We start from the raw sequence: 25,232 nt of genomic DNA, 5'->3' as shown, positions 1-25,232 counted from the left end.
CTTGTCACATTGAATGCGCTAAACCAGCGATTTCGATTTAATCGCCATCCGAATTGATTTTATTTTAAACCTTCCATTCATAAACAATATACTGGACAGGGAATTAACATACATTTAGAATGCAACAAATTAAATATGTATTTATTTTGCAACTTAAGGAGTGTTTATGCTTTCCCAGCAAACCATGACGATTATTCAATCTACAGCACCTGTGCTTGCTGAACATGGTGTCGCGATTACTGATCGCTTTTATCATTTGTTGTTTTCTGCGCACCCGGCATTAAAGCACATTTTTAATATGTCGAATCAGTCGGAAGGAACACAGAAGAAAGCCTTGGCGCAAGCGGTTTATTCTTATGCGCAACATATCGATCGGTTAGCTGATCTTCTACCGCTTGTTGAGCGGATCGCACATAAACACGCCAGTCTAGGTATTTTACCCGAGCATTATCCCATAGTTGGAAAATATCTAATTGAGGCGATTCAGGATGTATTACAGGACGCTTTTACGGATGAAATAAAAGCTGCGTGGGTTGAAGGGTATCAGATGCTGGCAGACATCCTCATTGCGCGTGAAGAGCAAATTTATTCTGAAAAGGAAAGTGAACTTGGTGGGTGGCGTGCGACTCGTGAGTTTATTGTCAAACGTAAAGTCGCGGAAACAGCCCTTGTGAGCTCGTTCTATCTATATCCTAAAGATGGCCAAATGCCAGTATCATTCCAACCGGGTCAATATGTCGGTGTGTACATTCAAGATGACCGTCTTGATTATCAAGAAATTCGCCAATATAGCTTGTCTGCAAGGCCTGAGTTAGATCATTATCGGATCAGTGTTAAACGAGAACAGTTTAACTCACCAGAAAAGCCAGATGGCACGATATCCAATTTTCTTCATGATCACGTACAGGAAGGAGATATCATCCGTTTGGCGCCACCTGTTGGGGATTTTTATTTGCAGAAAAATTCCCAGAAACCGGTTGTCCTGATTTCCGGTGGGATTGGTTGTACACCACTCGTGAGTATGTTGGAACATTTACATGCCACGAATTCTAACCGTCCCATTACTTACATTCATGGTACTTTGAATTCCAAAACGCATGCATTTAAACAGCATATTGAAAGTCTGGAACTTCAAATGGGTAATCTGAACGTGATCAATTTTTATGAATCTGAGGAAGATGTAGGGACAGGCAACCAGTCGGGTAGAATTGATTTATCACGACTGGTCAATAATGAATATCTTCACCCAGAAGCAGAATATTACTTCTGTGGCCCACACCCAATGATGAAAAGTACATATCAACAACTCAAAGCGTTAGGGATCCCAGACCAGCAGATCCACTACGAAACGTTTGGCCCTTCGAAGGTATTGTGATTTTGAGTAGGCAAAGGAATGCCTATTCTTTCTCTTCAATCTTTAAATTATCGTCTTTCTTCATTTTAAATTTTGCGCTGTACTTGAGCAGCATGATATTTCCGACAATAACCCCAAAGACAAGGGCGACGACAACGATCAGTGTGACATTATTCATAGCAAATATTCCTGATAAATTGTTGCAGCAATTGCGCACTGTATTCTTTTAGAACATCTTTACCAGAAAAGTTTTGCATTGAGAATACTGAATTGAGTGTATTTTGATCCAGCGTATCCAAATATTCTGTTGCGAGTGGTCGATAACTGATGTGCCATGGTTCAGGAGCGACCCCATTTTGGTATTGCTGATATGGAAAAAAGAAGCCGAATTCAGCAGCGTGTGATTTCAACCATTGTGAGAGTGGGTGAAATGGACCGCCTTGGGTATATTCTGATTCGATGAGTTGAAGCTGGTAGTCGTCGGAAACCGCCGAACGGTCAAATATATCAAAGTCAGCCCCCCAATGGTGGCGGCTACCACCTGGACAAGCTGAGTAGAGCAAAATAGCTTGACAGCGCTCCCAGCCTTCGAGAGAGTGAATATCGACTTCTTGGCCATCGAGAGCGTAAACTGGACGATGACCTTGGTATTTATTTTCCCAGATGAATTTTTGCCGCTCGAAATGACGGAAGGCTGAAGCAATGGACAGATCAAAACCAGCATCCTTTGCAGCTTGAATCAGTTCACGAAGCGCTTGTACCACATCCTTGTGGACTTGTACCTGCTCAAATGGAACAAGGTGCTGCTCTGTTAAACCAGTGGCGATTTGCTGAGTCAGCTTCATGTCAGCAAACGCTCCAGGATCCCTTCGTACATCAAGGCGAGTTGCTCTATATCTGAGCTACTGACGCATTCATCAACTTTATGGATTGTGGCGTTACAAGGGCCTAGTTCGATGACTTCTGCACCTGTTGGTGCAATGAACCGCCCATCAGAAGTTCCACCAGACGTCAGTAATTGTGGCTTTTGTCCTGTGACATGATCCACAGACTCGACAGCGGCCTCTAATAAAGCGCCATGATCGGTTAAAAATGGTAGGCCATTCAGCTTCCATTGGATCGTAAAGTTGAGTTGATGCTGCTGAAGAATATTTTCAACTTTTGTTTGCAGCTCATCTGCAGTGACTTCTGTGGAATAACGGAAATTAAATTGCACATGAAGTTCACCCGGGATCACATTACTTGCTCCAGTACCAGCTTGGATATTTGCGATTTGGAAGCTGGTGGCCGGGAAGAATTCATTGCCTTCATCCCAGGTTTCTTGTGTGAGCTCCGTTAAAGCTGGTGCTGCACTATGACATGGGTTTTCGGCAAGGTGCGGGTAAGCAACATGACCTTGAACACCTTTGACGATGAGATCACCTGTTAAGCTGCCACGTCGGCCGTTTTTAATGACATCACCGACATTATCCGTACTGGATGGCTCGCCGACAATGCACCAATCGATTTTTTCGTTGCGGGCTTCTAACGTGTCAATGACACGGGTTGTACCGTTGACGAATGGTCCTTCCTCATCAGATGTGATTAAAAACGCGATTGAGCCTTTGTGATCAGGGTGTTTTTTGATGAACCGTTCGGTTGCAACGACCATAGCTGCCAAACTGCCTTTCATGTCCGCTGCACCACGCCCATAGAGCATATCGCCATCAAGGGTTGGTTGGAATGGTGGGAAGCGCCACTGAGCTTCTGGGCCTGTAGGGACAACATCTGTATGTCCAGCAAAACAAAATACAGGGCCGTCTTTGCCTTTTCTGGCCCACATATTGAGAGTGTCGACGAAGTACATGGACTCAATATGAAACCCAATTGGCTCTAATCGCTCAGCCATAAGTAGCTGGCAACCAGCATCTTCGGGTGTGATTGAGCGGCGTTCAATCAATGCTTTGGTGAGTTCTGTAACTTCTTTTTTCACCATTGGTATCGGTTTCCTAAAGCGTTTATTTTCCAAAAATAGCTGCGTAGTTTTCAGCTTTAAAGCCAAGGTGATGTTCACCGTTGACATGAAGGACAGGACGTTTCACCATTGCTGGGTATTCAACTAATAGCGCAAAGGCGTTATCACGGCTCATGTTTTCTTTCTGTGTATCATCCAGCTGACGGTAGGTTGTCCCGCGTTTGTTGACCAGATCTTCCCAACTCAGGTGTTGCTCGAATTTTTCCAGCAATTCAGTATTGATCCCATCCACACGGTAGTCATGAAAGGTATAGTCAATCGATTGGCTTTCCAGCCATTTTCTTGCCTTTTTGATGGTATCGCAGTTTTTGATCCCAAAAAGGACTGGCTTTTGGTTTGACACTGTTATTTCTCTTACTTCCAAATAATCTGAGTCTATCAGTTTCCCTGGGCGTTTGTCGCGGTTTGTTGACGATGTTTCAGCGCCATTTCTCGGAGCTGTTGCACAAGCAAATCGCGATCGTCATAAGTGAGTCCTTTCGTAGAAACAGGCTTTAATACCTTGAAAGTCACAGTTCCTGGTTTAATTTTCCATTCACCATAACCAAGGCACTGTCCAGCACCTTCGACAATAATGGGATGAATATCGGCTTGCGCATCAATGGCCAATACGACAGGTCCTTTCTTATAAGGGCTTAATGTACCATCTGGTGAGCGTTTCCCTTCAATGGATAAGTAAACCAAGCCACCCTTTTGAATATAGTTTTTTGCTTTTTCAAGTTGTTTTAATGCTTGATTGGGACGCTGGCGAATGATCACCCAGCCGAAAATAAAGGCGATCCAGCCTGCAAATGGAATCAGGGCATACTCGAAGTTCCAGATCCCACGAAAGTATTTCGGAGAAGCAACAATGCCAATGGTTGTTTCAAGGACGCTCTCTTGGTTGAGTCCGACGATGACACCACCATTCTTAAAGTTGGTACCATGTTCATACTCTACGCGGACCTTCACGTCGAATAGTCTCAGTAACAACCCATTCCATCGTGCGATGATCCGCCATGCATAACCGCGATGGAACACACCTACGACAAGCGCAGTGAGATAAAAAGGCGGCATCAGGAGGGCGAGAAAAAAATATCTAATTAGAGTACTGAAGGTTTGCATAATGAGTCCATGATCGATTTTATCGAACAGGATTCTAGTGACTTTAGGGACAGGGCTCAAGTTGTCTGTTTTGGATGGATAGTGAGCAACACATCTTCTGCTGCTGTAACACGTTTTCTGTGGCAGGTAATTTGTTGCACGAGGTGGTAATTCAGGACAGTCACACTCATTGCATAAGGCGCGGTACAGTGTTTTCGAAGCAACAGCGGATCAAACTCAAAAATGGCTTGCCCTGGGTGGAGTTGTTCACCCTGTTTCGCTTTCCAGTTGAGTCCATGTCCCATCAAAGTCTCGATGTGTTCTGGCAGTGTAAAGAGGAGCTCTAAACCATGCTTAGTGGTGAGTTTAATTTGCTTTGCAGTCGGTTGACGGAGACTGAGTTTACATTGAGTGGGCGCACAGACACAATTTCCTGACATCGCAAGAACAACACCGTCTCCAAGCATTCCAGAACTGATCATGACTTGTTTGCTTCGACTGAGTGGGAGAACCTCACCTGAGGCGGGAGCCAAGAGCTTGATCCCTTTCCCTGGAGCATCAACGAAATGCACGTTCGACATATATTTCGTTACTCATGGCTTTGAGTGACGACAGTGTATCCCTTAAGCCTAAGCGCTTCAATGGCCTTTGGGATCATTTCCTGCTTCACTAAAATATAATCTGTATCAAAGGTTGAAATCGCAAAAATGCTCACTCTAGATTCTGCAAGTACTCCAGATATTTTTGACAAAATTCCAGTCATCGAAAAACCCAATGGACCAAGAACCTCCAAACTTCCCCAGCCTGATTCCGACTCCTGACTATTGAGTTTGACATTACTTGGTACAACGATGGAAAGCTCATCATAGGTTTTACCAATAAAGTAAATCGGTGCGGCATAGACCTCATCAGGGATTGCGTCAGCGGGAGAAAAGCTGTGGATGGTAAAGGTCTCATTCATTAATTCAAGTGTTTGCTTTCCCATGAATCGGCCTCACAGTTCATTCTGATTGATGATGAAATAAGCTCCGACCATGGTTTTTCCTATTTCGTGCAACGCGCTCCCATCCTGGAATGAAAACGCATCCTTCTGGATTAAAAGAAAGCACACTCGACTGCATGGCTTCCCTGAAAACAACTTGAAAAAATTTGCAGCATTCGCTGTGTAATTTCAATTAAGTATAGTCAGAATCGTGTTGATCCTTGAAATACACACGGCAACAAATTTCATTGACTTGTGAAAAAACAGCTTACTTTCACGTGCAATGATTGTATTTGAGAACAAAACAAGGTAAAGGTAAGTCGAAATAATCGCGTCTTTGTCATCAAAATGCTGTAAAGATAACTTTTTTTATAGTTTTTATTTGTGATTCGGAATAAAAACGACGTCAATATTGACAGGATCTTGTCCACAGAATTTGTGGATAACTTTGTTGATTAATTGAATATTTGATTTTAAGTAACTGAATTTTTTGAGTTAAGTGTATTGGCACGAAAATTGGTTAGCAACACACCGATGTAAAACCAGTTAAAAAGGCCAAAAACATAAACTTTCTTAATTTTGGATAATCAAATACAACTTTATCTGGGAATAATCAAGGTATTTTATCGCATTTTTTGTTTTTTTCTTGATACGAACTTTTGCTATGAAGGGAGATTGATTCATCAGAAAAAAGAAGGTGTGGATAAATTTACAGTAATGAGATGGGTCCACTGAAAGACCCATCCATGGTCTTATTGGCTAGACGCTTGAATCGCTGTCAATGCAATCGTATAGATGATGTCATCGACTAGCGCTCCACGGGACAGATCATTGACTGGCTTGCGGAGGCCTTGCAGCATTGGACCAATACTGATGAGGTCAGCACTTCGCTGTACAGCCTTGTAGGTTGTATTCCCGGTGTTAAGGTCAGGGAAGATAAAGACAGTTGCCTGACCAGCAACAGGGCTTTCTGGCGCTTTCTTTTTCGCAACGTTTTCGATGATTGCTGCGTCGTACTGCAACGGTCCATCGATCACAAGATCTGGACGTTTTTCTTTGGCAAGTTTCGTTGCGTCACGGACTTTATCTACGTCTGCACCACTCCCTGAGCTACCTGTACTGTAACTGATCATGGCGACTTTAGGCTCTATTCCAAATGCTGCCGCAGAGTCAGCGGACTGGATCGCAATATCTGCCAATTGTTCTGCACTCGGATCTGGGTTAATTGCGCAGTCCCCATAGACCAGAACCTGATCAGGGAGCAGCATAAAGAAGATGGATGATACGAGGTTGTAGTCCGGTGATGTCTTGATTAACTGAAGGGAAGGACGGATGGTATTCGCTGTTGTATTCACCGCGCCGGAAACCAAGCCGTCGACTTTATTCGTCGCAACCATCATTGTGCCTAGGACGACGTTGTCTTCTAACTGTTCTCGCGCAACAACTTCTGTCAAACCTTTATGTTTTCTCATCTCAACCATTGGTGCGACATAGTCTTCACGAATATCTTCAGGTTGAACGACTTCAACACCACCATTTAGACTGACACCTTGCTGCTCTGCAATCCGAAGGATCTCTTCACGATCTCCTAATAGAATACAGTTTGCAATTCGTCGCTCAGCACACATTGCTGCGGCTTTGATGGTTCTTGGCTCGTTTCCTTCAGGTAAAACAACGGTCTTGTTGGCTTTTTGTGCCAACGAAGTTAGCTTGTAACGGAAAGCCGCAGGGGAGAGTTTATTGATTTGTGGCGCGTGCTTCATCAGACTCGCAAGCCAGTCTTCATCAATGTGTCTTGCAATGTGATCTTTCACCCGTTCAATCCGCTGGGAGTCATCACTTGGTACTTCAACATTAAATCGTTGTAACTTGAGTGATGTTTGCCATGTATCATCGTCTGTGAGAAGAACAGGAAGTCCTGTATCGAATGCTTGTTGACACAGCTCCATAATATTTGGCTGTGGATCAAATCCACCCGTGAGTAACAATGCACCGATTTTAGTTCCGTTCATTGCTGCGAGCGCGGCCGCGACGATGACATCACTGCGATCTCCTGGCGTCACGAGCAGGACACCTGGTTTCACATGATTTAATACATTCGCAACTGTCCTTGCACAAAAAGTGACGCTACGAAGACGTCGGTGTTCCATGTCTCCCGCAGAAATAACTTTTGCACCGAGATCGTTCACCAAGTCCTTGACGCGAGGTGCGATCAGGTCGAATTCCCATGGGATTGAACCAAGCAACTGGAAATTACTTTTTCTAAATAATGAGATGCTCTGTACACGTCGGACTGCGTCCTTTTCTTTCTCCGGATCGAATAAGTCTGCCCGGTCGGCTCTTGCGCGACCTTCCTCATCAATTGGCGCATTGACCTTGTTAAAGATACAGCCAAGAACACGTTTAGACTTGATACCGCCGTAATTTGCTGCAGCGATTTCTAATTTATCTTCAATTTCATCCAGTGAATCATTGCCCGGTGTGAGGACGAAAACGACATCAGCACCAAGTGTCTGTGCAATTTCGCGATTGACCCGACCAGCATATGGCTGTTTTCTGGTTGGAACCATCCCTTCGATAATGGCGACTTCATCATCAGCAACGTTTTGTTCGAAGCGTTCGACGATTTCTTCGAGAAGCACATCCCCTTTACCATCACCAATCATTTGCTCAGCATAAGCAACATCAAGTGGTTCAATTGGTGTAATGTTAGAGTAGAGTTTTGTGATCTCGGTTGATTTCTCTGCCTTTTGCTGACTATTTCTTGGCTGAAAAATAGGCTTGAAAAAGTTGACGTTCGTCCCTTGTCTTTCCAATGCGTGGACAATCCCCAGACTGAGTGTCGTTAATCCGACACTCGTTCCAACTGGGATCAGCATGAGCCGTTTTGCCATTATTGTTCCTCCTGCGAAGATGTCAGCATTGCAGCATCGTTTGCAATGACCCACTCTTCATTTGTAGGAATAACAAGTGCTTGAATTGCTGAGTCTTTCAGGATATTACCTGATTGACCAAAGCGTGCTGCGAGGTTACGTTCTTCATCCAACTCCAGTTGGAAAATCGCTAATTGACGGATAACTAGCTCGCGAATATAAGACGAGTTTTCACCAATACCGCCAGTAAAGATAATGGCATCCAGACGACCTAATGGCACTGTATAGCTGGCGATATATTTTGCGATACGGTATGCAAAAATTTCGAGCGCCAGTTGTGCACGTTCGTTGACTTGCTCCGCAGCTTCTTCCAGGTTTCGGCAATCATTGGAAATCTCAGAAATGCCTTTCAATCCAGAAGACTTGTTTAGGATTGCGTTGATTTCTTCTGGCGCGTACCCGAGTTGTTCATTTAAAAAGTTAAAAATGCCCGGATCGATATCTCCACTGCGCGTTCCCATCACCAAACCTTCTAATGGTGTCAGACCCATGCTGGTATCAACCGATTCGCCATTTTTGATCGCAGCAATGGAGCAGCCGTTTCCGAGGTGTGCGGTGATGAGGTTACATTGTTCAACAGGTTTACCAAGAGCTTTTGCTGCTTCATTCGCAACGAAATAATGACTGGTACCGTGGAAACCGTATTTACGAACGCCGTGGTTTTGGTAAAGTGAATAGGGTAGTGCGTACAAGAATGCTTTTTGCGGAAGGCTCTGGTGAAATGCGGTATCAAAGACCGCTACCTGCGGTAGTTCAGGAAAAGCAGCCTCAGCAGCATCAATCCCCAGCAGGTTTGCTGGATTGTGAAGTGGGGCAAGTTGACTCTTCTTACGGATGGTTTCTTTGACTTGTTCATTGATGATGACAGACTGTGTGAAGTTTTCTCCGCCGTGGACAACGCGATGTCCCACAGCGATCAATGATGTATCAAAGCCCATTTGCTTGATGATATTGACCAGCGCTTCTAATGCTTCGTGATGCGCAGCATGGGCTGGGAGTTGTTTCTTTTGTTTATCCTGTTGAACTTTCCAAGAGATTTGCGGGTCTTGTTCACCAAGTTTCTCTGCTAGTCCAGACAGAGAAGTGTTGCCACTTTGCGTGTCAATCACGGCAAATTTTAGTGAAGAACTACCGCAATTTAGGACTAGTACGCAAGAAGAAGTCATTCTATTTCCTTAGTTGAGTTACTGCTAAGCACCGTATCGATTCATCACGACGATTCATCAGACAATTTATAACCACACATGTATAAAAAATTGTAGACTCACCTGTGCACTTTCAGGTGAATTAGATGATGTTTTGATGTCACTTCTGGTACAAGGTTGTGCTCCTACCTTGGTATGGAGCGTGCGCGTTTTAAAAGGAATTGTATTTTACCTGATGTTTTATGCTATGGTTAGTTCAGAACGCAGTTTTTGGAGTGAATATGCAAAAAAGTTTGTTTGCACTGATTAAGGACGGTCAAACTTATAGCGAGGTATGGCCAGTGCGCCAGGAGCTAGTGGGGTATTTTCCTGAGTTACGGGTAATTCAAGCCACCCAATTTGCAATGAAAACCATGCCTGCCCTTGTCGCCATCTCACTTGTTGTACAAATCAGCTTTTTAGGAAACACCTTCCTCCCTTCTGCATTAACCATTGCCATTCTATTATTGTCACTACCCGTTCAAGGTTATCTTTGGCTTGGCAAACGCGCGAACGAAACACTCTCGATTGCTTTGATAGGATGGTATCGCGAGCTGGAGCAAAAGCTTCGCCTCAATGGAAACGAAGTCCCGCAGCTCCACACAAAACCACGTTATTTTGATTTGGCTTATCTACTCAAGCGGGCCTTTGATGAAACGGACCGCGCGTTTAAACAAGATAATTTTTAAATCTACTTTTTTGACTGCACTTATTGGACGCCTAGTGATGCTGAGCATTGGTAGCTCGCAATATAAAAATCCAAAGTCATCTCAAGAGGAAGTCGAGATGTTGCATGGGCTATTTTTTCTGGTGTGAATTTCCAGGCAAAAGGGGTCATCTGGATGAGCGTTTTTAAATCACTATCATCTTTGAGTAGAATCGTCGTTTTTAACTGCTCTAAAAACATGCGCTGAAAACCGGCCGGTGTACTTTCAACTTCGTGTGGACGAACAGTTGGGTAAATCATTGCACGGAGTTCTTGCAGGTGAAGTGGTCCTGGCATCACACTGACCAACTTTCCATTTTCTTTTAATACACGGTGTGCTGATTCTGGGTAGAAAGGCGCGAATATCTTAATGATACCATCACAGCTATTTTGCTTGAGTGGCAGGGATTTGGCAGAGGCAACAGCAAAATGTACATCTGTCGCTTGTTTGGAAGCATAACGGATCGCAACTTTGGACACATCAATACCAATGACATCACCCGAGAATGACGTTTGAATTGCTTTTGTGTAATACCCCTCTCCGCAACCTAAATCCAACACACAAGCATCTTCTTCAAACTCTTCTAGACACCGTTGCACGACTTTCTTTTGAAGAGGTGTATAAAAACCTTGAGCAAGAAAAGCGTGTCTTGCCTGCATCATCGCCAAGTTATCACCAGGCATTTTTGAGTTTTTTTGTTGAACAGGTAGCAGATGATAATACCCTTCTTTTGCCAGATCAAAGCTGTGATTATTTTCACAACATAATTGTTTGTCTTTTAAATGAAAGGATGTATGACAGATAGGACACTGAAAATAGGTCAAAAATACATTAGTCATTGAGGTATTCTTTTTCATAAAATGTGGCAACCCACTCTGGGCGATAGGTGATCATAAGGGTTATTGCCATGCCATTCATTGTTGCTTCCGGAAACCAGACTAAAGCGGAAAAGTACAAGTAGCCTTGTAGGATCTGTTCCCATGAGTAGATATCATTCGCAGCAAATAAAAAGCTGTAGCTGAACATTGTTAAGATGATGCTGATACCCGCGGTAAGGAAACAACATAAGAAGACATAGATAAAAAAATGCCTTGGCAAATAATTGTAGATCACCACAAATACTACGTAAGAGAACCAAATTGGGAAAAGGCAGCCCAAAATGCCGTTGACACCAAGCATCGCCCAGCTTTGTACTCCGAAAACAGTTTGAGCCAACAGGGCAAAAAAACTAATAACGGTTGCGACGCGCCAGTTGAATATGAGTGTTGCTGCTGTGAGGCAGACTAGGTGAACCGAAAGGCCATCGAGAACACTGGCTCGGAGCGACCACATAAACCCAAGGAAAAAAATGCAGGCAAATATACGGTGCTGATAGGCCGTATCTTGAATCATACGACCAATGGGTAGTTGCCTGGCACTTTGGAAAACGAGAAGCAAATATACCATCAGTGCACTTCCTGTGATGACATTGAGTGTATTCAGTGCTTCCATTTGTAAGCCTATGGATTAAAAGTAGCCCAGATTGGTGCGTGATCGGATGGTTTTTCGGTCCCTCTCAATTCATAGTCAATGCCTGTTTCTTGTAAATGTGGGATGAGGGACTCTGTTGCCAGGATCACATCAATGCGCAGGCCGCGGTTATCGACAAAGCCTTTCGAGCGATAGTCAAACCAGCTGAATTGATCGTCGACTTCTGGGTTTTGTAGTCGGAATGAATCTGTGAATCCCCAGTTGAGGAGTTTATCAAACCATTCTCTTTCTTCTGGTAAGAACGAACATTTGCCTGTTTTTAGCCAACGCTTACGATTGTTCTCGCCAATACCAATATCTAAGTCGGTCGGAGAAATATTCACGTCACCCATGACAATAATATGCTCTGAAGGATCGTGGTACTCGTTAAGGTAGTTCATTAAATCCGCATAAAACTGACGCTTTGCTGGGAACTTTGTTTCATGTTCTTGGCTTTCTCCTTGAGGAAAGTAGCCATTCAGAACTCGAACTTTTTCACCATTGGCAAGTGTAAAAGTCCCCATGATCATACGGCGCTGTGCATCTTCTTCGTCAGTTGGATACCCTTTTTGTAGGGACTCTGGCTCCTGCTTTGTGAGGAGAGCGACACCATAGTGAGCTTTTTGTCCATGATAGGCAACGTGATAACCCATTGCCTCGACATCTTCGAGAGGGAATGCTTCATCATGAACTTTGGTTTCTTGAAGACCGATGACGTCAGGTTGATGTTTATCGATCATGGCTTGTAGTTGATGCAAACGCGCACGAAGTCCGTTGATATTAAAGGAGATGAATTTCATATTAATGCTATCGTATTCTGCTAAATTAAATTAATCAATAAATTCAGTTGCTTAACTATTGGTTGTCGTTTCTAAAATACCGTATTACACCATATTGCAATTCCCTATTTCAGGGCCTATGTGCTACTGTAACTGCCTCTATGGAAAATACGGTGTCACATATGATTTTTACGGATAAAGGAATAAAAGCTCTGAAGCCAAAAGAGCAAGCGTATATTACTACAGAGGATACAGGCACACGCGGAGAAAGTCGATAAGGCAAACAGACATAACCCGGTAGAAAATGAGATTTAACTGTTTTGCATTCTTTGTTCAAGGTCTCAATAATCCAGTACAAATAACCCAGTTGAATAAACAACTGGGTTATTTGGTTCTGTAATTCCTCAAAGATTTCGGTGGATGTTCAGACCAACTTAGTAGTAGTACTCTGATTCGTCAGTGCTATAGATATACTCGCCTTCGTCGTCCTGTCCAGTCCATTTGTCTTCTTTCAATACGGGTCGACCCTTGCTTTCGAAATAATCGACCATTGCAGCTCTTTGACTCTCTGTTTGGGCCATGTTTGCGTTACGGCTGAAGCGCATATCAGTAACCATTTCCTCTAAAGAGACACTTTTATCGACTCTTTCTGCTGCCATACCAACCAGGACCTGGCCTGTTCTTCCAACACCAGCGTTACAATGAATGAAGGAATTTCCGCTATCTCCAGACCAGTCATTCATCAGGCTACCCATTTTCGCCATTACATTGCCATTAACGGGTGTCATATCTGGCCAATTTGTCACGTGCATGACAGGAACTTGATGAGATGCTTTCGTTTTTTTATCCACAATGGTTAAGTTATAGATATCAGCTTTAACTTTAATCATTTGACCATGCTTGTCTTTCGTGTAACCAAGAGAAATTGTTTCTTCGTAATCGGATGTCGCCTTGATATTTGCATCGCTATAACCTTTTGTAAAATAAGGTGTGAGTCCCTTTTTTTGCATCTCTGAGTTTGTTGTTAAAGCCGCTAATGCAGGTGCTTGGCGATCCATCATTTCACGTAAATGAACCCCGACTTGAGCCTTCGATGGAAACTGGGTTGCAATCCCAATCTTTTGACCTGCAATAGATACTTGGTTTCCATTCAGCTTAGGATTGATGCTTGTCGCGATATTTGTTTTAATGTTACTAAAACGATCTCGAGCTTCATCAAATGCTAAATGCAATTGATCGGTGAACTTGAAATCATTCATCTGTTCTTTCAGGTGATTCATCCGAATTTCGAATTCCTGCTTTTTAGGACGAATAATTTGAATACCGGAAGTATCCTTATTGGAGATCTCTCTTAAGATCGTGGCTTTGGTATTTTTTAAACGGATTTGTTCTTGAACAATACGACCAGATTTTTCGAGCATTTCATTCTTATCAACGAGTGTCATTTCAGGACGACCGTCTTTAAGGACTAACATGCCAAACATTCCTGGTTTACTGCTACTTTCCCAAAACTTTGGTGTCTCAGTCGCCGCATTTTTATTTGGTCGAGCTTCAAGAAAGTGAGGGCTTGCTTTAATGAGTGTTTCATGAAGTTGCTTCTGCATCTTTTTGACATCACCGACAGTAATCTTGTCGCGACCACTTAGCACGCTGCTGATCATCTTGTCAGCAGAAGTCTCATCAAGCCCGCTCTTTGTGAGCATTGCTTTGACTTCTTGCTTTGCGTTGTTTTGGTGGTTGATTCGGCTAGACTCATTCTTAAAGATCTTCGCGGAAGAGTTTTTTACATAGATATTATCTTGACCTTTAGAACGTAGTTCTTGGGAGTCATTGGCATTACCGAATTTATCGACAAGTTGATTTAAATTAGTTGAGCTAATATTGCTATTACTGTTACCAATCATAATGTTACACCTTAATTTTTAAATAAATGAATCATGCACTCGTAGCGCTTTTGTATTGCTTTGAGGTCATTTAACCTCGAATGATAGATGAGCTACTGTACATAGTTTCATCTACTTCTGACTTACTTTGATCTCTCAATAATTCTGCCCAATTATCTTTTAAGATAAATAAGTTACTCATAATCTGGGAGAGTTCACTTGCATCGATATCGGCAGGTTGACTCATTTGCAAATGAATACTGTCATCCTGTGTACTGGCTGCAAAATGTGCCCCGCCTGTGTCACGATATAGAAAATTGAATTTCAACAACATTTGATACTTTTCAATGTTGAGATCATCAAGGGCAATGTGACTATTTATCGAGATGAGAATTTCATTTTTTTCTGAAATGAACTGGATTGTCGTATCCACACCCTCATCGTTTACTAAACTCCACATATCAACATCACTGGATTGATCAATTAATTGAATATCCATTAGGTAAGGGAGCTGTAGGACTAACGATTTAATTTTTTCACCACTCATGGAAATTGCCTCATTAAAAAATTCCGATCATTTATCGTGTTTAGCAAGTCACCGATTGAGCATTCTAAAAAAGAAATCAAATTATTCATTCTGGGTAAATACCACTTTGTATTGATGTTTCTTTACTAATCTGTCAGTAACTGAAATACGAAAAAGGTTTTGTTAAAGTGTAAATTATTGCATCAAGTATAGATTTTAAATAACGAAATTATCATGTATTGAACATCCGAAAATATCTTACAGATAGCTATCAGAATAGTGGTATGATGTATTAATGTAGGAAAACTGGATGGATGCATCGCTTCATCTATAGCGGATTTTCAAGATAAGAAAAATGACTGATCAAAGGGAATAAATGAAACTTACACATTGATACATATTCTTTAACACATTCCTAATGATGATGAATTGTATCCAAGTGTGCCTCAGCATCTTCAATTGCTTCTTTGAGTTTATTGTCTAAATGCTCTGCCATTTCAGCTAAAAAGCTTGCTTCTGATAACATACAGTGTTTCATGGAGGTTGCAGCTTCATATAAATCAATAAAACCAGTGTTAACAGCAACATCACGAATGGCATTCACAAGTTGTAATAGCTCTAGGTTTTTATGTTGGGTAAGAAGGGATTTGACGTCACCAACATGGTGCTTGAAATTGTGTAAGAATACCGTGAGTAAGATATCGTATAAAACAAACTCATCGTTATCTTCATTATGGGTAGATGCCTGCTTACAGGTTTTGCTCTTTGTGACCATACTTTGATCCATTTCGCTATTTAGCGTACGAAGGTACAACGCTGTACCATATTGTGTTCCTAATATTTAACTATATTTACAACTCATGATTTTGTCTAATTTATAGGTATTCATTCAATGAATTAATCCTTAAGTTTTATTATTGCTTTTATCAATGGCTTTCAGTCGCTTCACCATATTGATTGATCATGTATCTTCTTTAATAAAAGAGATGCGGTTATTGATATAGGAACATCATTTTTGGACACTATTAAGGTATATTTGGCCGAAATGAGAATTATTGTTAAAAAAAAGTTGACCTGATTAAAAAATAACCATATTATACACCTCGATTTCGCCATTGTTCTTGCTGTTTTCTGTATGGAGTTGTTGTCGATGCGTTTGAATCAAGGTTTTACACTGATTGAATTAATTACGGTGATGTTGGTTCTTGGAATTATGGCTGCGAGTGCTGCCCCCCGTTTTGTCAGTTTACAGGATGATGCACAAGCTTCGAAAGTGAAGTCTGTTGCAGGCGCATATAAAACCGCTGTTGACCTTGCCCATTTAAAACTTATTTCTAGCGGCCGACAAGCCCCAGCAGAAAACGTTGAAGTATTCGGTAAAGGCCTTCTTGCAACACTTGATTTTAATGCTCAAGGTTTTCCATCTCAGCACTTTTTAGGTGCAAATGAAGCAAACCCGACAACAAACAATGTGGATGACTGCCTTTCATTATGGCGTGCAATGATGGATGGTGGTATTGAGACACAAGTTACCCATGACATTGCAGAAACAGAGAAAGAGTTTCTTGCAGAATATACAGGAGATCAGTCTTGTAAGTACTCCCTGATTTCAAATAACAAGCTTTCTTTCTCTTATGATTCATTGACGGGGAAAGTAAACGTGGATGCTGATTACACTGCATAATCTGCTGTTATCGAAGTATCATATGACTAAAAAAGGGAGCATCGCTCCCTTTTTTGATGAAAAGAACTTAGATTTTTAGTTTTCGATCAACCCAGTGATTCACGTTTGCTTCTAGCAAGTTGAGTGGAAGTGGTCCATCTCTTAAGATAATGTCGTGGAATTCACGAATATCAAAACGCTCATTCAAACTATGCTTTGCTTTTTCACGCAATGTAAGAATTTTAAGCATCCCAATTTTATAAGCAGTCGCTTGTCCCGGCATGACAATATAGCGATCAATCGCTTTCACAATATCGCCCTCAGGATTTGGTGTATTTCGTTTTAAATAATCAATTGCTTGTTCTCTTGTCCAGTGCTTCGCGTGCAGTCCAGTATCGACGACAAGGCGACAGGCTCTCCAAAGCTCCATTGCGAGGCGACCGAAATCTGAGTATGGGTCCTCGTAGAAGCCAATATCTTTTGGAATTAACTCAGAGTAGAGTCCCCATCCTTCAACATATGCAGAAATAAAATCGTATTCCCAGAACTTACGAAACATGGGCAGCTCATCCAGTTCCTGCGTGATAGAAGCCTGCATATGATGGCCAGGTAATCCTTCATGAAACGCCAATGCCTCTAACTGGTAGGTAGGCATATCCTTCATATCATACAAATTGGTGTAGTAGTAACCAGGACGCGAACCATCCATTGATGGGAATGTGTAGAATGCTTTTCCTGCTGATTTTTCACGGTAGGCCTCCACACGCTTCACGACTAACTTTGCTTTTGGTTTCGTGATAAACAACTCGTCCAGTTTTGATTCCATTTGCTTCAGTTTGAGGTCGACCTGGTTCAAGTAAGCTTGGCGACCGGCTTCTGTATTTGGCAGCGTAAAACGTTTGTCATTTCGCATAAAGGCGAAGAAGTCTTGCAGGCTTCCCTTAAACTGGACTTCTGTCATGATGTTTTTCATTTCCAGGTGGATCCTGGATACTTCTTCAAGGCCAATCTGATGAATGGTCATTGCATTCATGTTCGTACTGGTCGTTGTTTTTAATCGGTAACTGTAATATTTACCACCGTTTTCAAACTTCCAAACACCATCTTCGTTGTTAGCCTGTTTTGCTAATTGCTGAACAAAGCTAATTAGCTGAGAGTAAGCTTTGGCGACATCTGTTTTTAGTGCATCAATTGCTTCAGCTTCCAACTGGGTCTTTTCTTTGTTGGATAATTTTGTCTTGACCAGCTTGCTTTTAAAATCGGCTAAAAGCGTGCTGTCTTTGCCTGCTTCAAATGGTGCGCCTTGTAAAATATTTCTTGCGTCCTGGAGAACATAAGCAAATACAAATTTTGGGGGCAGGATACCTTTTTTTGCCTGCTCCCTTGTGATGGTTTCCACTTGAGCGAAAAAGAGCTGCATCCCACGCAAACGCTGGATGTAAGCAAGCGCATCTTCTTTGGTATTAATTTGATGTTGATTGATCAGCATTGATGGGAGTATCGATTGAACACCGTTCATCTGATCTAACATATATTGATATTCAAACCATTCCAGTTCTTTTTCCTTTTGTTCTAAAAAGAACTGCATCAGCGTCAGGTTTAACTTGTCACTATCGGACAGGCTGGTTCTAGGAATTGTCTGTAAACGTGCTTTTTGTTGTTGAATGATGGTACGTGTTTGTTCTCTGTATTCTTTCGAAATGTTATCCCATTTATCCTGATCGGTTTTAATACCCAGTGCTGATTGACGTATTGGACTTCTATTGAGCACAACCTTGGTATAAATATCATCAAGTAATTGTGTCAACTGAACGGCCGGCTGTTGCTGCTGGACATTCACTCCCGGTAAACCTTTGGCTGCTTTTGGTGGTACAGCTTCATCATTCGAGCAGCCTGTAAGCAGGGAAGTGATGCAAACAAAATATGCTAGGGGTTTCATCTTCATAAAATGGCTCAGTCATTTTTATTCGATAAAAAGCGTCAACAACTCGTTTAAGTAACGACTCCCTGTTGGTGTAACTTGCCAGCTATCCTGGTTTTCCTTGAGCAAGCCCTTGGCTAATGCTTTTTTTATCGGTGTTTCTATCATACTCAGAGGTAACCCGGTCATGGTAGAAAAGCTATCCTTAGGGCATGGTTCTACCAATCGAAAACGGTTCATAAAAAATTCGAAGGGGCGATTCTCTGTTTCAATATTTTGTGATTGATATAGATATGGCTTTGCCAGATCCATATATCCTTTGGGATGTTTGACCTTCACAGTCCTTAAAATAGTTCCCTCATTGGGGAAAGAAATTTTACCATGTGCACCACATCCAATTCCGAGATAATCGCCGAAACGCCAGTAATTCAAGTTATGCTGACACTGGTGACCAGGTTTTGCGTAACCAGAGATTTCATATTGTTCAAACCCGGCTGAAAGAAGCAGCTGATGACCTTGTTCCTGTATATCCCATAATAACTCGTCTTCTGGAAGTGTTGGTGGCTTGGAATAAAAAAGGGTATTTGGCTCGATTGTTAATTGGTACCAAGATAAGTGGGGTGGCGAAGTGTCTATGGCCGTTTTGAGATCGTATAGCGCATCTTCCATGGATTGATTGGGAAGGCCATGCATTAAATCGACATTAAAGGTTTGGAATCCACCATCTTTTGCGAATTGAATTGCATTTAATGCTTCTTCTGGACCATGGATCCGCCCGAGTTGAATGAGCTTTTCAGATTGTAAACTTTGGATCCCCATGGAAAGTCGAGAGAGTCCAGCATCATAGTATTGTTGGAATCGCTTTGCTTCGGCAGTTCCCGGGTTTGCTTCCATGGTGATTTCAATATTAGGTGCGAAAGGGACTCGGGATTGGATCTCGTTCAACAACTGAGCCATTCCTTCAGCAGAAAACAGGCTGGGCGTACCCCCTCCGATAAAAATAGTCTCAAGGGTACGACCTTGCACATACTTGAGGTCTTGTTCTAAATCATGGAGCAGGTGTGCGATGTATTCCTGTTCTGGGATAACGCCTTTCTGAGCATGGGAGTTAAAATCGCAGTAAGGACACTTTTGCACACACCATGGAATGTGGATGTATAAGCTAAGTGGAGGCAGTTGCATCACCGGGAACGTATTCAAATATCTACCCCTTTAATGCAGCTAAGTGCTGGATCAAAGGCTTGAGTGCTTGCCCGCGATGACTGAGTGCGTGTTTTTCTGCTTTTGAGAGTTCTGCGGCTGTCCGTTGTTTTTCCTCAACCCAAAAAACAGGATCGTATCCAAATCCACCTTCACCTTGTTGTGTTGCAACAATACTTCCTTCCCACTGACCAAGAGAAATAAATGGGATCGGATCTTCGTGACTTTGCATAAAAACAAGTGAACAAATAAAACGTGCTTTTCGTTGCTCATTGTCGCCAAGTGATTGAAGTAGTTTGTCAATATTGTCCTGATCAGTGGCATTTTGTCCTGCGTATCGGGCTGAGTAGACACCCGGTGCACCGCCAAGGGCGTCGACAGCAAGTCCAGAATCATCTGCAATGGCAGGAAGGCCAGTATGTTGTGCTGCATGTCTGGCTTTAATAATCGCATTTTCAACAAATGTGGTCCCAGTTTCCGCTACCTCTGGTACATCGAACTCGCTTTGCGGCAGAACTTCAATCCCGTATTCTTCCAAATAGGATTGCATTTCTTTGACTTTTCCTGCATTACCAGTTGCGAGAACTACACGCGTCACATTCATTGTTTTTCACCTTTCATTGATAAACTGGAGCGCGATTTTACAGCAAGACGGGGCCTGACGAAAGCAAAGGATGAGGAGATTGAAAGTCTGAATATTTTTGAAATTCGAACTATTCTCTGATTTTATTTTAGAGATACATCGTTAAGATTTACGCTTTTTGTTTCACGGTAAAAAAGATGAGTTTTCAAAGAATAGGAATAGGTAACGCACATTTAGAACTGAAGTCGACTATTGAGGAACAATGTCAGCAGCGTGCAAATCAAATTCATTATGTTCATCTATCCCAAATCGCCCTTAATGAATATGCCATGTGCATCGATGCGAAAGATGTACCCTCAATTGAAGAAATTGGCCAGTTGCTCAAGCAATCAAATGCACTGGAAACGAAAGGAGTCGTTGTTATCAAATCAGCGTCACACCTAGCGACGCAATTACCTGATCTACTTAAGGAGATTTATCAGGAAACGGGTCAAGACTTTGAGGGAAATGCAAGTCGCACGCTGCGAAAAAAAGTATACAAGTCAGCACAGAATGTCTTCCACACAACCCAGCTCCATCATGCGATCACGCTGCCCCAACATAATGAAGCGGCATATCACAACGCTTACCCTAAAATCATGGTTTTTTATTGTAAGACACCCGCATCGAAAGGAGAGGGCGCAACACCGTTGACGAAAAATAATGATTTAGTTAGAAAACTTCCGAAAGCTATTCTTGAGCAGTTACAGGAAAAAGGTTTGTTGTATCGTCGTTATTTACCTTCTCAAACATCACCTGTAACGCAAGCTTTTCATGGTTTCATACAAGAACTCGCATTGGGGACAGCATTTCCATATGCCAGTTGGCAGCAGGTTTTTGATTGCGAGAACCGTCATGTACTTGAAGATAAGCTGAAAAATTTAGGAGCGAAGCAATACACTTGGATGCCAAATGGCGGTATTTGCTATGAAGTACATAAGTTGCCGGATGATCCGGTGTGGTTGTCACCCTTAGGGTTTTATCGTTTTGGCTCAGATACAGAGTCGGGTTTGAGATCATTGCTTGAGCAAATGTTTTCTTTGATTCAACAAAGCTGTCCTCATCTGGATAGTGATGAGATAAAGCAAGAGGTCGATCAATTAAGTCAGCTGAACCTGACATCAGGTTGGCCGTGTGATCTTGTTGGCGTGCCTATTTCAGAGGGAATTTTGCAGCAAGTGCGTCGTACCATGATCGACCAGACAGTTCGGTTTGATTGGGAAGAGGGCATGATCATGATTTTAAATAACCATCTGGTGATGCATGGACGTGAACAATTTCGTACACCAGAGCGAGAAATTCATGTTGTTTTCGCGTAATCGTTCCTTTATCAGGTCTGGACAATTGGCTTGAACCTCTTTATAACGTGAACGAATAACAATCACAAAACGGAGCAGGATCAAGCCGTTCACGGTTTTGCTCGACGCATGATGAGGTATAGAAAGTATGAGTTCATCCAAAGCATTATTGTCGATCCGTCATTCTACACAGATGAAGGATGGAGAAAATCAAGCAGCAGCGATCGAAGCGCAACTGGCTCATTTTGGCATTTCCGCAGACAGTGATTATGGTCGATTACTTGGTGAGTTGTTGCATGGTTTGTTTCATGTCAATCTCAAAGCGACTGAGATCCAAAGCCTGACATTAGAAACTCTTAGCAAACTCGATAGAACACAGAAGCAGTCTTATTTTAATGCGAAAAAATTTATTGCTTTCCAGCTTGCCAAAGTGATCCATAATTTTCACCCGTCTTTTAAAACCTTGACCTATGAATTAGCGGCAGACTCTGGCAGCACACAATCCAGTTATGTATCGGATATTATGGGAAATGTCCCTGCACTTTTCTCTGCCTCGCCAGTGATCACAAAAACGGCGACTTATACCTTTGCTTCAACGGAGTGGATAGCAGATGCTTTTAGCGGGAAGGAGAGTACCCATCATGTATATTCCCGATTGATGAATCCAACATCGATATCTTTGGCGTTAAAAATTGTTGAGTTGGAGGCTGGTCCTTATCGTCAAGATTATATGGCTTGGAACTTTAACAGCGGTATGGCGGCGATTGATGCATTATTTTCTAATGTGTTGAGTTATGGTGATATTCTGATTGTCAGCCGTAATATCTATGGTGGTGTATATCAATTACTACATGATTATTATGCGAAAAAGAGCAAACTAAATTGTCAGCTGGCATGGTTTGATGGAAGCTCAAAAGAAGACTATGAAACGTTTTTAAAGACAGTTCAGGAGAAATACCAGTCACAGATTGGACAGGGGGCAAAAGTCCACACCTATATTGAATCGCCATGTAACCCTCATGGTGTGCTCCTTGATGTACCTGGCATTTGTAAAGTCGCTCACCAACATGGACTGCTTGTCATGTTGGATTCAACCCTTGCTACACCAATCTTGTCTCAACCACTACAACATCAAGACAAGCAATATCGCCCGGATTATGTGCTACATAGTTACACAAAAGATATCGCGGGACATGGGAATGTCATTGGTGGAGTCGTGATAGGTGAAAACCACCGGATGTTTATTCCAAAAGGAGAGTCCAGCCAAGGTGTGGACTGGTCGCAAACGCTATTCTGGGATGTGTACTACATCAAGGGCGGCTTCTTAAGTTCAGAGTCTTGCTATGAAGTGTTGACGGGTTTGAAAACACTAGAACTTCGTATGAAGCAAAAAGCGATAAATACGATGGTGCTAACCAGCTTTCTTTCTTCCAACAAGCACCTGTCTGTATTTTCCCCTTATGTTGATGATGGCCAGCAAAAGCAGCTGCTTGAGCAAATGTTCGTATGTGGCATGCCTAGCCCACTGTTTTCTGTGAACTTTGAATCTTTGAATTTACCAACCTCAGTCTTCACATCATTTCTTGATTCATTGGAGCCTGCGTTTTCTCAGATGGTGAGTATTGGGCAGATCAATACAATGGCACTTTGTCCTGCACAGACAACTCATTCTGAGCTTAGCCGTGAAGCGCTTGCTGACGCCGGGATCACCCCAACGACACTTCGGATCTCTGTAGGCTGTGAGTCGGTTTTATCTTTGTGTGAGCATTTACGTGCAGTAAGTACGCAGTTTATCGATCCCCATTACCATGGATTTTCAGAGAACTTTATGACAAAAATGGATGTGCTGAACTTAGTTGAAGAAACCACAGTGAATGCACATCGTGCATATTTAAAGGAAACTTTAAAGAATTAGCTTTGCATCGTATCAAACTGTGCTTTGGTCATACCAAAGTACAGTTTATCGTCACTGCGATTGGCATCTTGGTAGTAACCCTTCGAACACCCTTCTTGAATATAACCCGATTTTTCCAATACGCGAGCGGAGCCCATATTCCCAGCATAACAATCGGCAGTGACTTTGTGTGCCTCTAGATCATCAAAGGCTATCAGCGTCATGAATTGACAGCCGAGTGTTGCCAGTCCTTTACCCCAAACGTGTGTCGGAATTTGATAGCCAATTTCGTAATTCCCCGGATGAAAATCGATTGGTGCAAGACCAATTTCACCACAAAACTGATTTGTATCTTTGTGACGGATAATGAGGTTAACTGTATTCGGGAGACGATTTTCTGATTTTGCTTTTTCAATTTCTTCAATGATGGGCTGAAAATAACCTTGATAAACTTCATGTGGGGAAGGGGCGAAAAACAGATATTTCGATACTTCAGGGTCATCCAGCATTTTACAGATATCAGGTAGATCATTCGCGGTGAGTAATGCAATATCGAATTCGTCATTGAGTGGAATTGATGGGCTTGAGAGTAATTGTTTGAGCTGCGATGGGTTTGACATACATCCTCCTTCTTCCTGAAAAGAAAGAGGATTTCATTTTATAGATGAATTGTCCAGAACTATAAGCTTTGACTATTGACCGTGAGGACAACATCAATATTCCCACGGACAGCATTGGAATAAGGGCAAACCTGATGCGCTGTTTTGACCAAAGACAGTGCTTGTTCATCTGGTAAATCTAATAAAGTTTCAAGTTGCACGGTTAATGAAAAGCCACCTGATTCATTCGGGCCAATGCCTACTTCCGCAGTGACGGGGGCTGTATTGAGTTTGATTTTTCCTTCTCTTGCGACATGAAGAATGGCATTGGAAAAACAAGCTGCATAGCCTGCCGCAAAAAGCTGTTCTGGGTTGGTTGCACCGCCATTGCCACCCATTTCTTTTGGATAGCTTAAATCGACCGCCAGTAAACCATCTTCTGTTGCAACATGCCCATTTCTGCCAGCGGATGCAGTTGCTTGTGTTGTATAAAGTGTCTTCATCAATATGCTCCAAATAATAAATAGTTAACAATTAAATTGTGTGCAATTATATTTTTGGCAATATTATATTGTGCAATAATTGAAAAGCAACTACATTGTGCGCAATTTAAAAAATTGAGATTTATTATGCCTGTAAAGTCCACTTTACCTCAGGTCTTAAAACTTGAAAAACAGGTGTGTTTTCCTTTGTATAGCGCTGCGAATGCGATGGTTCGTGCTTACCGTCCATTATTGGATAAACTTGATCTGACGTACCTTCAATACCTTGTCATGATGGTTCTATGGGAAAACGATGGGATAAATGTGAAGGAATTGGGCCATCGGCTCTATCTAGACTCTGGGACACTCACACCAATGCTGAAACGCATGGAAGCAAAAGGCTATGTACTGAGAAAGCGTGGCGAAGCAGACGAACGTGTACGCGAGTTATATCTCACAGAAGCGGGTAAGCAGCTGCAAGAAAAAGCGCTGTCTATTCCAGAAGCGATGGCCTGTAAGGTGGCCATGGCTCCGGAAGAACAAAAACAACTCAAAAGTCTCTGTGAAACACTGCTGACTCAGATTGAGGAAGGGTAAAC

General features: G+C 42.3%; 26 protein-coding genes. 6 read left to right on the top strand and 20 right to left on the bottom strand.

All coding sequences use genetic code 11. The features are described 5' to 3' along the window. Window positions 1–166 precede the first annotated feature (166 nt). Window positions 167–1,375, top strand: coding sequence for an NO-inducible flavohemoprotein (gene hmpA / locus C505_RS0102400; protein WP_018691002.1), 1,209 nt, complete (start codon window positions 167–169; stop codon window positions 1,373–1,375). 22 nt (window positions 1,376–1,397) lie between these two features. Here the strand turns inward: hmpA and C505_RS23990 are convergent, their stop codons facing one another. The 9 genes from C505_RS23990 to C505_RS0102355 form a co-directional block, all read right to left on the bottom strand. Next, window positions 1,398–1,532: a DUF2897 family protein gene (locus C505_RS23990; RefSeq protein WP_018691001.1), complete on the bottom strand. Its 135-nt coding sequence runs from the start codon at window positions 1,530–1,532 to the stop codon at window positions 1,398–1,400. Next, window positions 1,525–2,199, bottom strand: coding sequence for a M15 family metallopeptidase (locus C505_RS0102390; RefSeq protein WP_018691000.1), 675 nt, complete (start codon window positions 2,197–2,199; stop codon window positions 1,525–1,527). The genes C505_RS23990 and C505_RS0102390 overlap by 8 nt, the downstream gene beginning before the upstream one ends. After that, on the bottom strand, window positions 2,196–3,329 hold the full coding sequence (dapE, locus tag C505_RS0102385) for a succinyl-diaminopimelate desuccinylase (protein WP_018690999.1): 1,134 nt from the start codon (window positions 3,327–3,329) through the stop codon (window positions 2,196–2,198). Before dapE ends, C505_RS0102390 begins: the two co-directional genes overlap by 4 nt. A 22-nt stretch (window positions 3,330–3,351) precedes the next feature. Further along, a complete protein-coding gene (locus C505_RS0102380) occupies window positions 3,352–3,711 on the bottom strand; it encodes an ArsC family reductase (RefSeq protein ID WP_018690998.1) in 360 nt (119 codons plus the stop codon). A 35-nt stretch (window positions 3,712–3,746) separates the two neighbouring features. Then, on the bottom strand, window positions 3,747–4,472 hold the full coding sequence (locus C505_RS0102375; RefSeq protein WP_040439030.1) for a lysophospholipid acyltransferase family protein: 726 nt from the start codon (window positions 4,470–4,472) through the stop codon (window positions 3,747–3,749). A 56-nt stretch (window positions 4,473–4,528) separates the two neighbouring features. Beyond that, window positions 4,529–5,032, bottom strand: coding sequence for a PTS sugar transporter subunit IIA (locus tag C505_RS0102370; protein ID WP_018690996.1), 504 nt, complete (start codon window positions 5,030–5,032; stop codon window positions 4,529–4,531). An 8-nt stretch (window positions 5,033–5,040) separates the two neighbouring features. Next, window positions 5,041–5,436 (bottom strand): ACT domain-containing protein, encoded by a 396-nt coding sequence (locus tag C505_RS0102365; RefSeq protein WP_018690995.1) that lies wholly within the window; start codon window positions 5,434–5,436, stop codon window positions 5,041–5,043. A 749-nt stretch (window positions 5,437–6,185) separates the two neighbouring features. Continuing rightward, window positions 6,186–8,327, bottom strand: a complete 2,142-nt coding sequence (gene pta / locus C505_RS0102360) for a phosphate acetyltransferase (protein ID WP_018690994.1) — start codon at window positions 8,325–8,327, stop codon at window positions 6,186–6,188. Beyond that, the gene (locus C505_RS0102355; protein ID WP_026317679.1) at window positions 8,327–9,532 is read right to left on the bottom strand and encodes an acetate kinase; all 1,206 of its coding nucleotides are present in this window, start codon (window positions 9,530–9,532) and stop codon (window positions 8,327–8,329) included. The genes pta and C505_RS0102355 overlap by 1 nt, the downstream gene beginning before the upstream one ends. A 260-nt stretch (window positions 9,533–9,792) precedes the next feature. Between C505_RS0102355 and yfbV the strand changes: the two genes are divergently transcribed. After that, on the top strand, window positions 9,793–10,239 hold the full coding sequence (gene yfbV / locus C505_RS0102350; RefSeq protein ID WP_018690992.1) for a terminus macrodomain insulation protein YfbV: 447 nt from the start codon (window positions 9,793–9,795) through the stop codon (window positions 10,237–10,239). Window positions 10,240–10,259: 20 nt separating this feature from the next. Here the strand turns inward: yfbV and C505_RS0102345 are convergent, their stop codons facing one another. From C505_RS0102345 to C505_RS0102320, 6 genes are all read right to left on the bottom strand, one after another. After that, window positions 10,260–11,096, bottom strand: coding sequence for a putative RNA methyltransferase (locus C505_RS0102345; RefSeq protein ID WP_018690991.1), 837 nt, complete (start codon window positions 11,094–11,096; stop codon window positions 10,260–10,262). Further along, the gene (locus tag C505_RS21185; RefSeq protein ID WP_018690990.1) at window positions 11,089–11,748 is read right to left on the bottom strand and encodes an energy-coupling factor ABC transporter permease; all 660 of its coding nucleotides are present in this window, start codon (window positions 11,746–11,748) and stop codon (window positions 11,089–11,091) included. The genes C505_RS0102345 and C505_RS21185 overlap by 8 nt, the downstream gene beginning before the upstream one ends. Window positions 11,749–11,756: 8 nt before the next feature. Then, window positions 11,757–12,566, bottom strand: coding sequence for an exodeoxyribonuclease III (gene xthA / locus C505_RS0102335; RefSeq protein ID WP_018690989.1), 810 nt, complete (start codon window positions 12,564–12,566; stop codon window positions 11,757–11,759). Window positions 12,567–12,979: 413 nt separating this feature from the next. Continuing rightward, complete coding sequence (locus C505_RS0102330) at window positions 12,980–14,449, bottom strand: protein-tyrosine phosphatase family protein (protein ID WP_018690988.1); 1,470 nt, start codon at window positions 14,447–14,449, stop codon at window positions 12,980–12,982. Window positions 14,450–14,519: 70 nt separating this feature from the next. Beyond that, entirely contained in the window at window positions 14,520–14,975 is a 456-nt protein-coding gene (locus C505_RS0102325; protein ID WP_018690987.1) for a CesT family type III secretion system chaperone, read from the bottom strand. 394 nt (window positions 14,976–15,369) lie between these two features. Further along, window positions 15,370–15,729, bottom strand: a complete 360-nt coding sequence (locus C505_RS0102320) for a hypothetical protein (protein WP_018690986.1) — start codon at window positions 15,727–15,729, stop codon at window positions 15,370–15,372. Window positions 15,730–16,104: 375 nt separating this feature from the next. Here C505_RS0102320 and C505_RS0102315 point away from each other — a divergent pair, with 375 nt between their 5' ends. Further along, a complete protein-coding gene (locus C505_RS0102315) occupies window positions 16,105–16,638 on the top strand; it encodes a type II secretion system protein (protein WP_018690985.1) in 534 nt (177 codons plus the stop codon). A gap of 67 nt (window positions 16,639–16,705) precedes the next feature. On the opposite strand, the gene C505_RS0102310 is transcribed toward C505_RS0102315, so the two are convergent. The 3 genes from C505_RS0102310 to C505_RS0102300 are packed head-to-tail and all read right to left on the bottom strand — an operon-like array spanning window position 16,706 to window position 20,342. Beyond that, window positions 16,706–18,556: a DUF885 domain-containing protein gene (locus tag C505_RS0102310; protein ID WP_018690984.1), complete on the bottom strand. Its 1,851-nt coding sequence runs from the start codon at window positions 18,554–18,556 to the stop codon at window positions 16,706–16,708. Between the two features lie 24 nt (window positions 18,557–18,580). Further along, the gene (hemW, locus tag C505_RS0102305) at window positions 18,581–19,720 is read right to left on the bottom strand and encodes a radical SAM family heme chaperone HemW (protein ID WP_018690983.1); all 1,140 of its coding nucleotides are present in this window, start codon (window positions 19,718–19,720) and stop codon (window positions 18,581–18,583) included. A gap of 22 nt (window positions 19,721–19,742) precedes the next feature. Continuing rightward, window positions 19,743–20,342, bottom strand: coding sequence for an XTP/dITP diphosphatase (locus tag C505_RS0102300; protein WP_018690982.1), 600 nt, complete (start codon window positions 20,340–20,342; stop codon window positions 19,743–19,745). A 176-nt stretch (window positions 20,343–20,518) separates the two neighbouring features. Between C505_RS0102300 and C505_RS0102295 the strand changes: the two genes are divergently transcribed. Together C505_RS0102295 and C505_RS0102290 are read left to right on the top strand one after the other, a co-directional pair. Then, window positions 20,519–21,679: a TauD/TfdA family dioxygenase gene (locus C505_RS0102295; RefSeq protein ID WP_018690981.1), complete on the top strand. Its 1,161-nt coding sequence runs from the start codon at window positions 20,519–20,521 to the stop codon at window positions 21,677–21,679. A gap of 127 nt (window positions 21,680–21,806) precedes the next feature. Then, a complete protein-coding gene (locus C505_RS0102290) occupies window positions 21,807–23,573 on the top strand; it encodes a trans-sulfuration enzyme family protein (RefSeq protein ID WP_018690980.1) in 1,767 nt (588 codons plus the stop codon). On the opposite strand, the gene C505_RS0102285 is transcribed toward C505_RS0102290, so the two are convergent. Then, entirely contained in the window at window positions 23,570–24,172 is a 603-nt protein-coding gene (locus C505_RS0102285; protein WP_018690979.1) for a GNAT family N-acetyltransferase, read from the bottom strand. The genes C505_RS0102290 and C505_RS0102285 overlap by 4 nt on opposite strands. A gap of 59 nt (window positions 24,173–24,231) precedes the next feature. Then, window positions 24,232–24,654: an organic hydroperoxide resistance protein gene (locus C505_RS0102280; RefSeq protein ID WP_018690978.1), complete on the bottom strand. Its 423-nt coding sequence runs from the start codon at window positions 24,652–24,654 to the stop codon at window positions 24,232–24,234. A 126-nt stretch (window positions 24,655–24,780) separates the two neighbouring features. Between C505_RS0102280 and C505_RS0102275 the strand changes: the two genes are divergently transcribed. Next, on the top strand, window positions 24,781–25,230 hold the full coding sequence (locus C505_RS0102275; protein WP_018690977.1) for a MarR family winged helix-turn-helix transcriptional regulator: 450 nt from the start codon (window positions 24,781–24,783) through the stop codon (window positions 25,228–25,230). Window positions 25,231–25,232 lie beyond the last annotated feature (2 nt).

This window comes from Algicola sagamiensis DSM 14643, assembly GCF_000374485.1.
Lineage (GTDB): Bacteria > Pseudomonadota > Gammaproteobacteria > Enterobacterales > Alteromonadaceae > Algicola > Algicola sagamiensis.
The sequence above is the reverse complement of the archived record's forward strand: the minus strand, read 5'-3'. Positions and strand labels throughout refer to the sequence as shown.

Bases quoted from the DNA above. Each gene is read 5' to 3' on its own strand.
- C505_RS0102370 (WP_018690996.1), bottom strand. From the start codon at position 5,032: ATGTCGAACGTGCATTTCGTTGATGCTCCAGGGAAAGGGATCAAGCTC.
- dapE (WP_018690999.1), bottom strand. From the start codon at position 3,329: ATGGTGAAAAAAGAAGTTACAGAACTCACCAAAGCATTGATTGAACGC.
- C505_RS0102300 (WP_018690982.1), bottom strand. From the start codon at position 20,342: ATGAATGTGACGCGTGTAGTTCTCGCAACTGGTAATGCAGGAAAAGTC.
- xthA (WP_018690989.1), bottom strand. From the start codon at position 12,566: ATGAAATTCATCTCCTTTAATATCAACGGACTTCGTGCGCGTTTGCAT.
- C505_RS23990 (WP_018691001.1), bottom strand. From the start codon at position 1,532: ATGAATAATGTCACACTGATCGTTGTCGTCGCCCTTGTCTTTGGGGTT.
- hmpA (WP_018691002.1), top strand. From the start codon at position 167: ATGCTTTCCCAGCAAACCATGACGATTATTCAATCTACAGCACCTGTG.
- C505_RS0102375 (WP_040439030.1), bottom strand. From the start codon at position 4,472: ATGCAAACCTTCAGTACTCTAATTAGATATTTTTTTCTCGCCCTCCTG.
- yfbV (WP_018690992.1), top strand. From the start codon at position 9,793: ATGCAAAAAAGTTTGTTTGCACTGATTAAGGACGGTCAAACTTATAGC.
- C505_RS0102390 (WP_018691000.1), bottom strand. From the start codon at position 2,199: ATGAAGCTGACTCAGCAAATCGCCACTGGTTTAACAGAGCAGCACCTT.
- pta (WP_018690994.1), bottom strand. From the start codon at position 8,327: ATGGCAAAACGGCTCATGCTGATCCCAGTTGGAACGAGTGTCGGATTA.
- C505_RS0102345 (WP_018690991.1), bottom strand. From the start codon at position 11,096: ATGACTAATGTATTTTTGACCTATTTTCAGTGTCCTATCTGTCATACA.
- C505_RS0102325 (WP_018690987.1), bottom strand. From the start codon at position 14,975: ATGAGTGGTGAAAAAATTAAATCGTTAGTCCTACAGCTCCCTTACCTA.
- C505_RS0102280 (WP_018690978.1), bottom strand. From the start codon at position 24,654: ATGAAGACACTTTATACAACACAAGCAACTGCATCCGCTGGCAGAAAT.
- C505_RS0102330 (WP_018690988.1), bottom strand. From the start codon at position 14,449: ATGATTGGTAACAGTAATAGCAATATTAGCTCAACTAATTTAAATCAA.
- C505_RS0102320 (WP_018690986.1), bottom strand. From the start codon at position 15,729: ATGGTCACAAAGAGCAAAACCTGTAAGCAGGCATCTACCCATAATGAA.
- C505_RS0102355 (WP_026317679.1), bottom strand. From the start codon at position 9,532: ATGACTTCTTCTTGCGTACTAGTCCTAAATTGCGGTAGTTCTTCACTA.
- C505_RS0102290 (WP_018690980.1), top strand. From the start codon at position 21,807: ATGAGTTCATCCAAAGCATTATTGTCGATCCGTCATTCTACACAGATG.
- C505_RS0102365 (WP_018690995.1), bottom strand. From the start codon at position 5,436: ATGGGAAAGCAAACACTTGAATTAATGAATGAGACCTTTACCATCCAC.
- hemW (WP_018690983.1), bottom strand. From the start codon at position 19,720: ATGCAACTGCCTCCACTTAGCTTATACATCCACATTCCATGGTGTGTG.
- C505_RS0102295 (WP_018690981.1), top strand. From the start codon at position 20,519: ATGAGTTTTCAAAGAATAGGAATAGGTAACGCACATTTAGAACTGAAG.
- C505_RS0102315 (WP_018690985.1), top strand. From the start codon at position 16,105: ATGCGTTTGAATCAAGGTTTTACACTGATTGAATTAATTACGGTGATG.
- C505_RS0102275 (WP_018690977.1), top strand. From the start codon at position 24,781: ATGCCTGTAAAGTCCACTTTACCTCAGGTCTTAAAACTTGAAAAACAG.
- C505_RS0102285 (WP_018690979.1), bottom strand. From the start codon at position 24,172: ATGTCAAACCCATCGCAGCTCAAACAATTACTCTCAAGCCCATCAATT.
- C505_RS0102310 (WP_018690984.1), bottom strand. From the start codon at position 18,556: ATGAAACCCCTAGCATATTTTGTTTGCATCACTTCCCTGCTTACAGGC.
- C505_RS21185 (WP_018690990.1), bottom strand. From the start codon at position 11,748: ATGGAAGCACTGAATACACTCAATGTCATCACAGGAAGTGCACTGATG.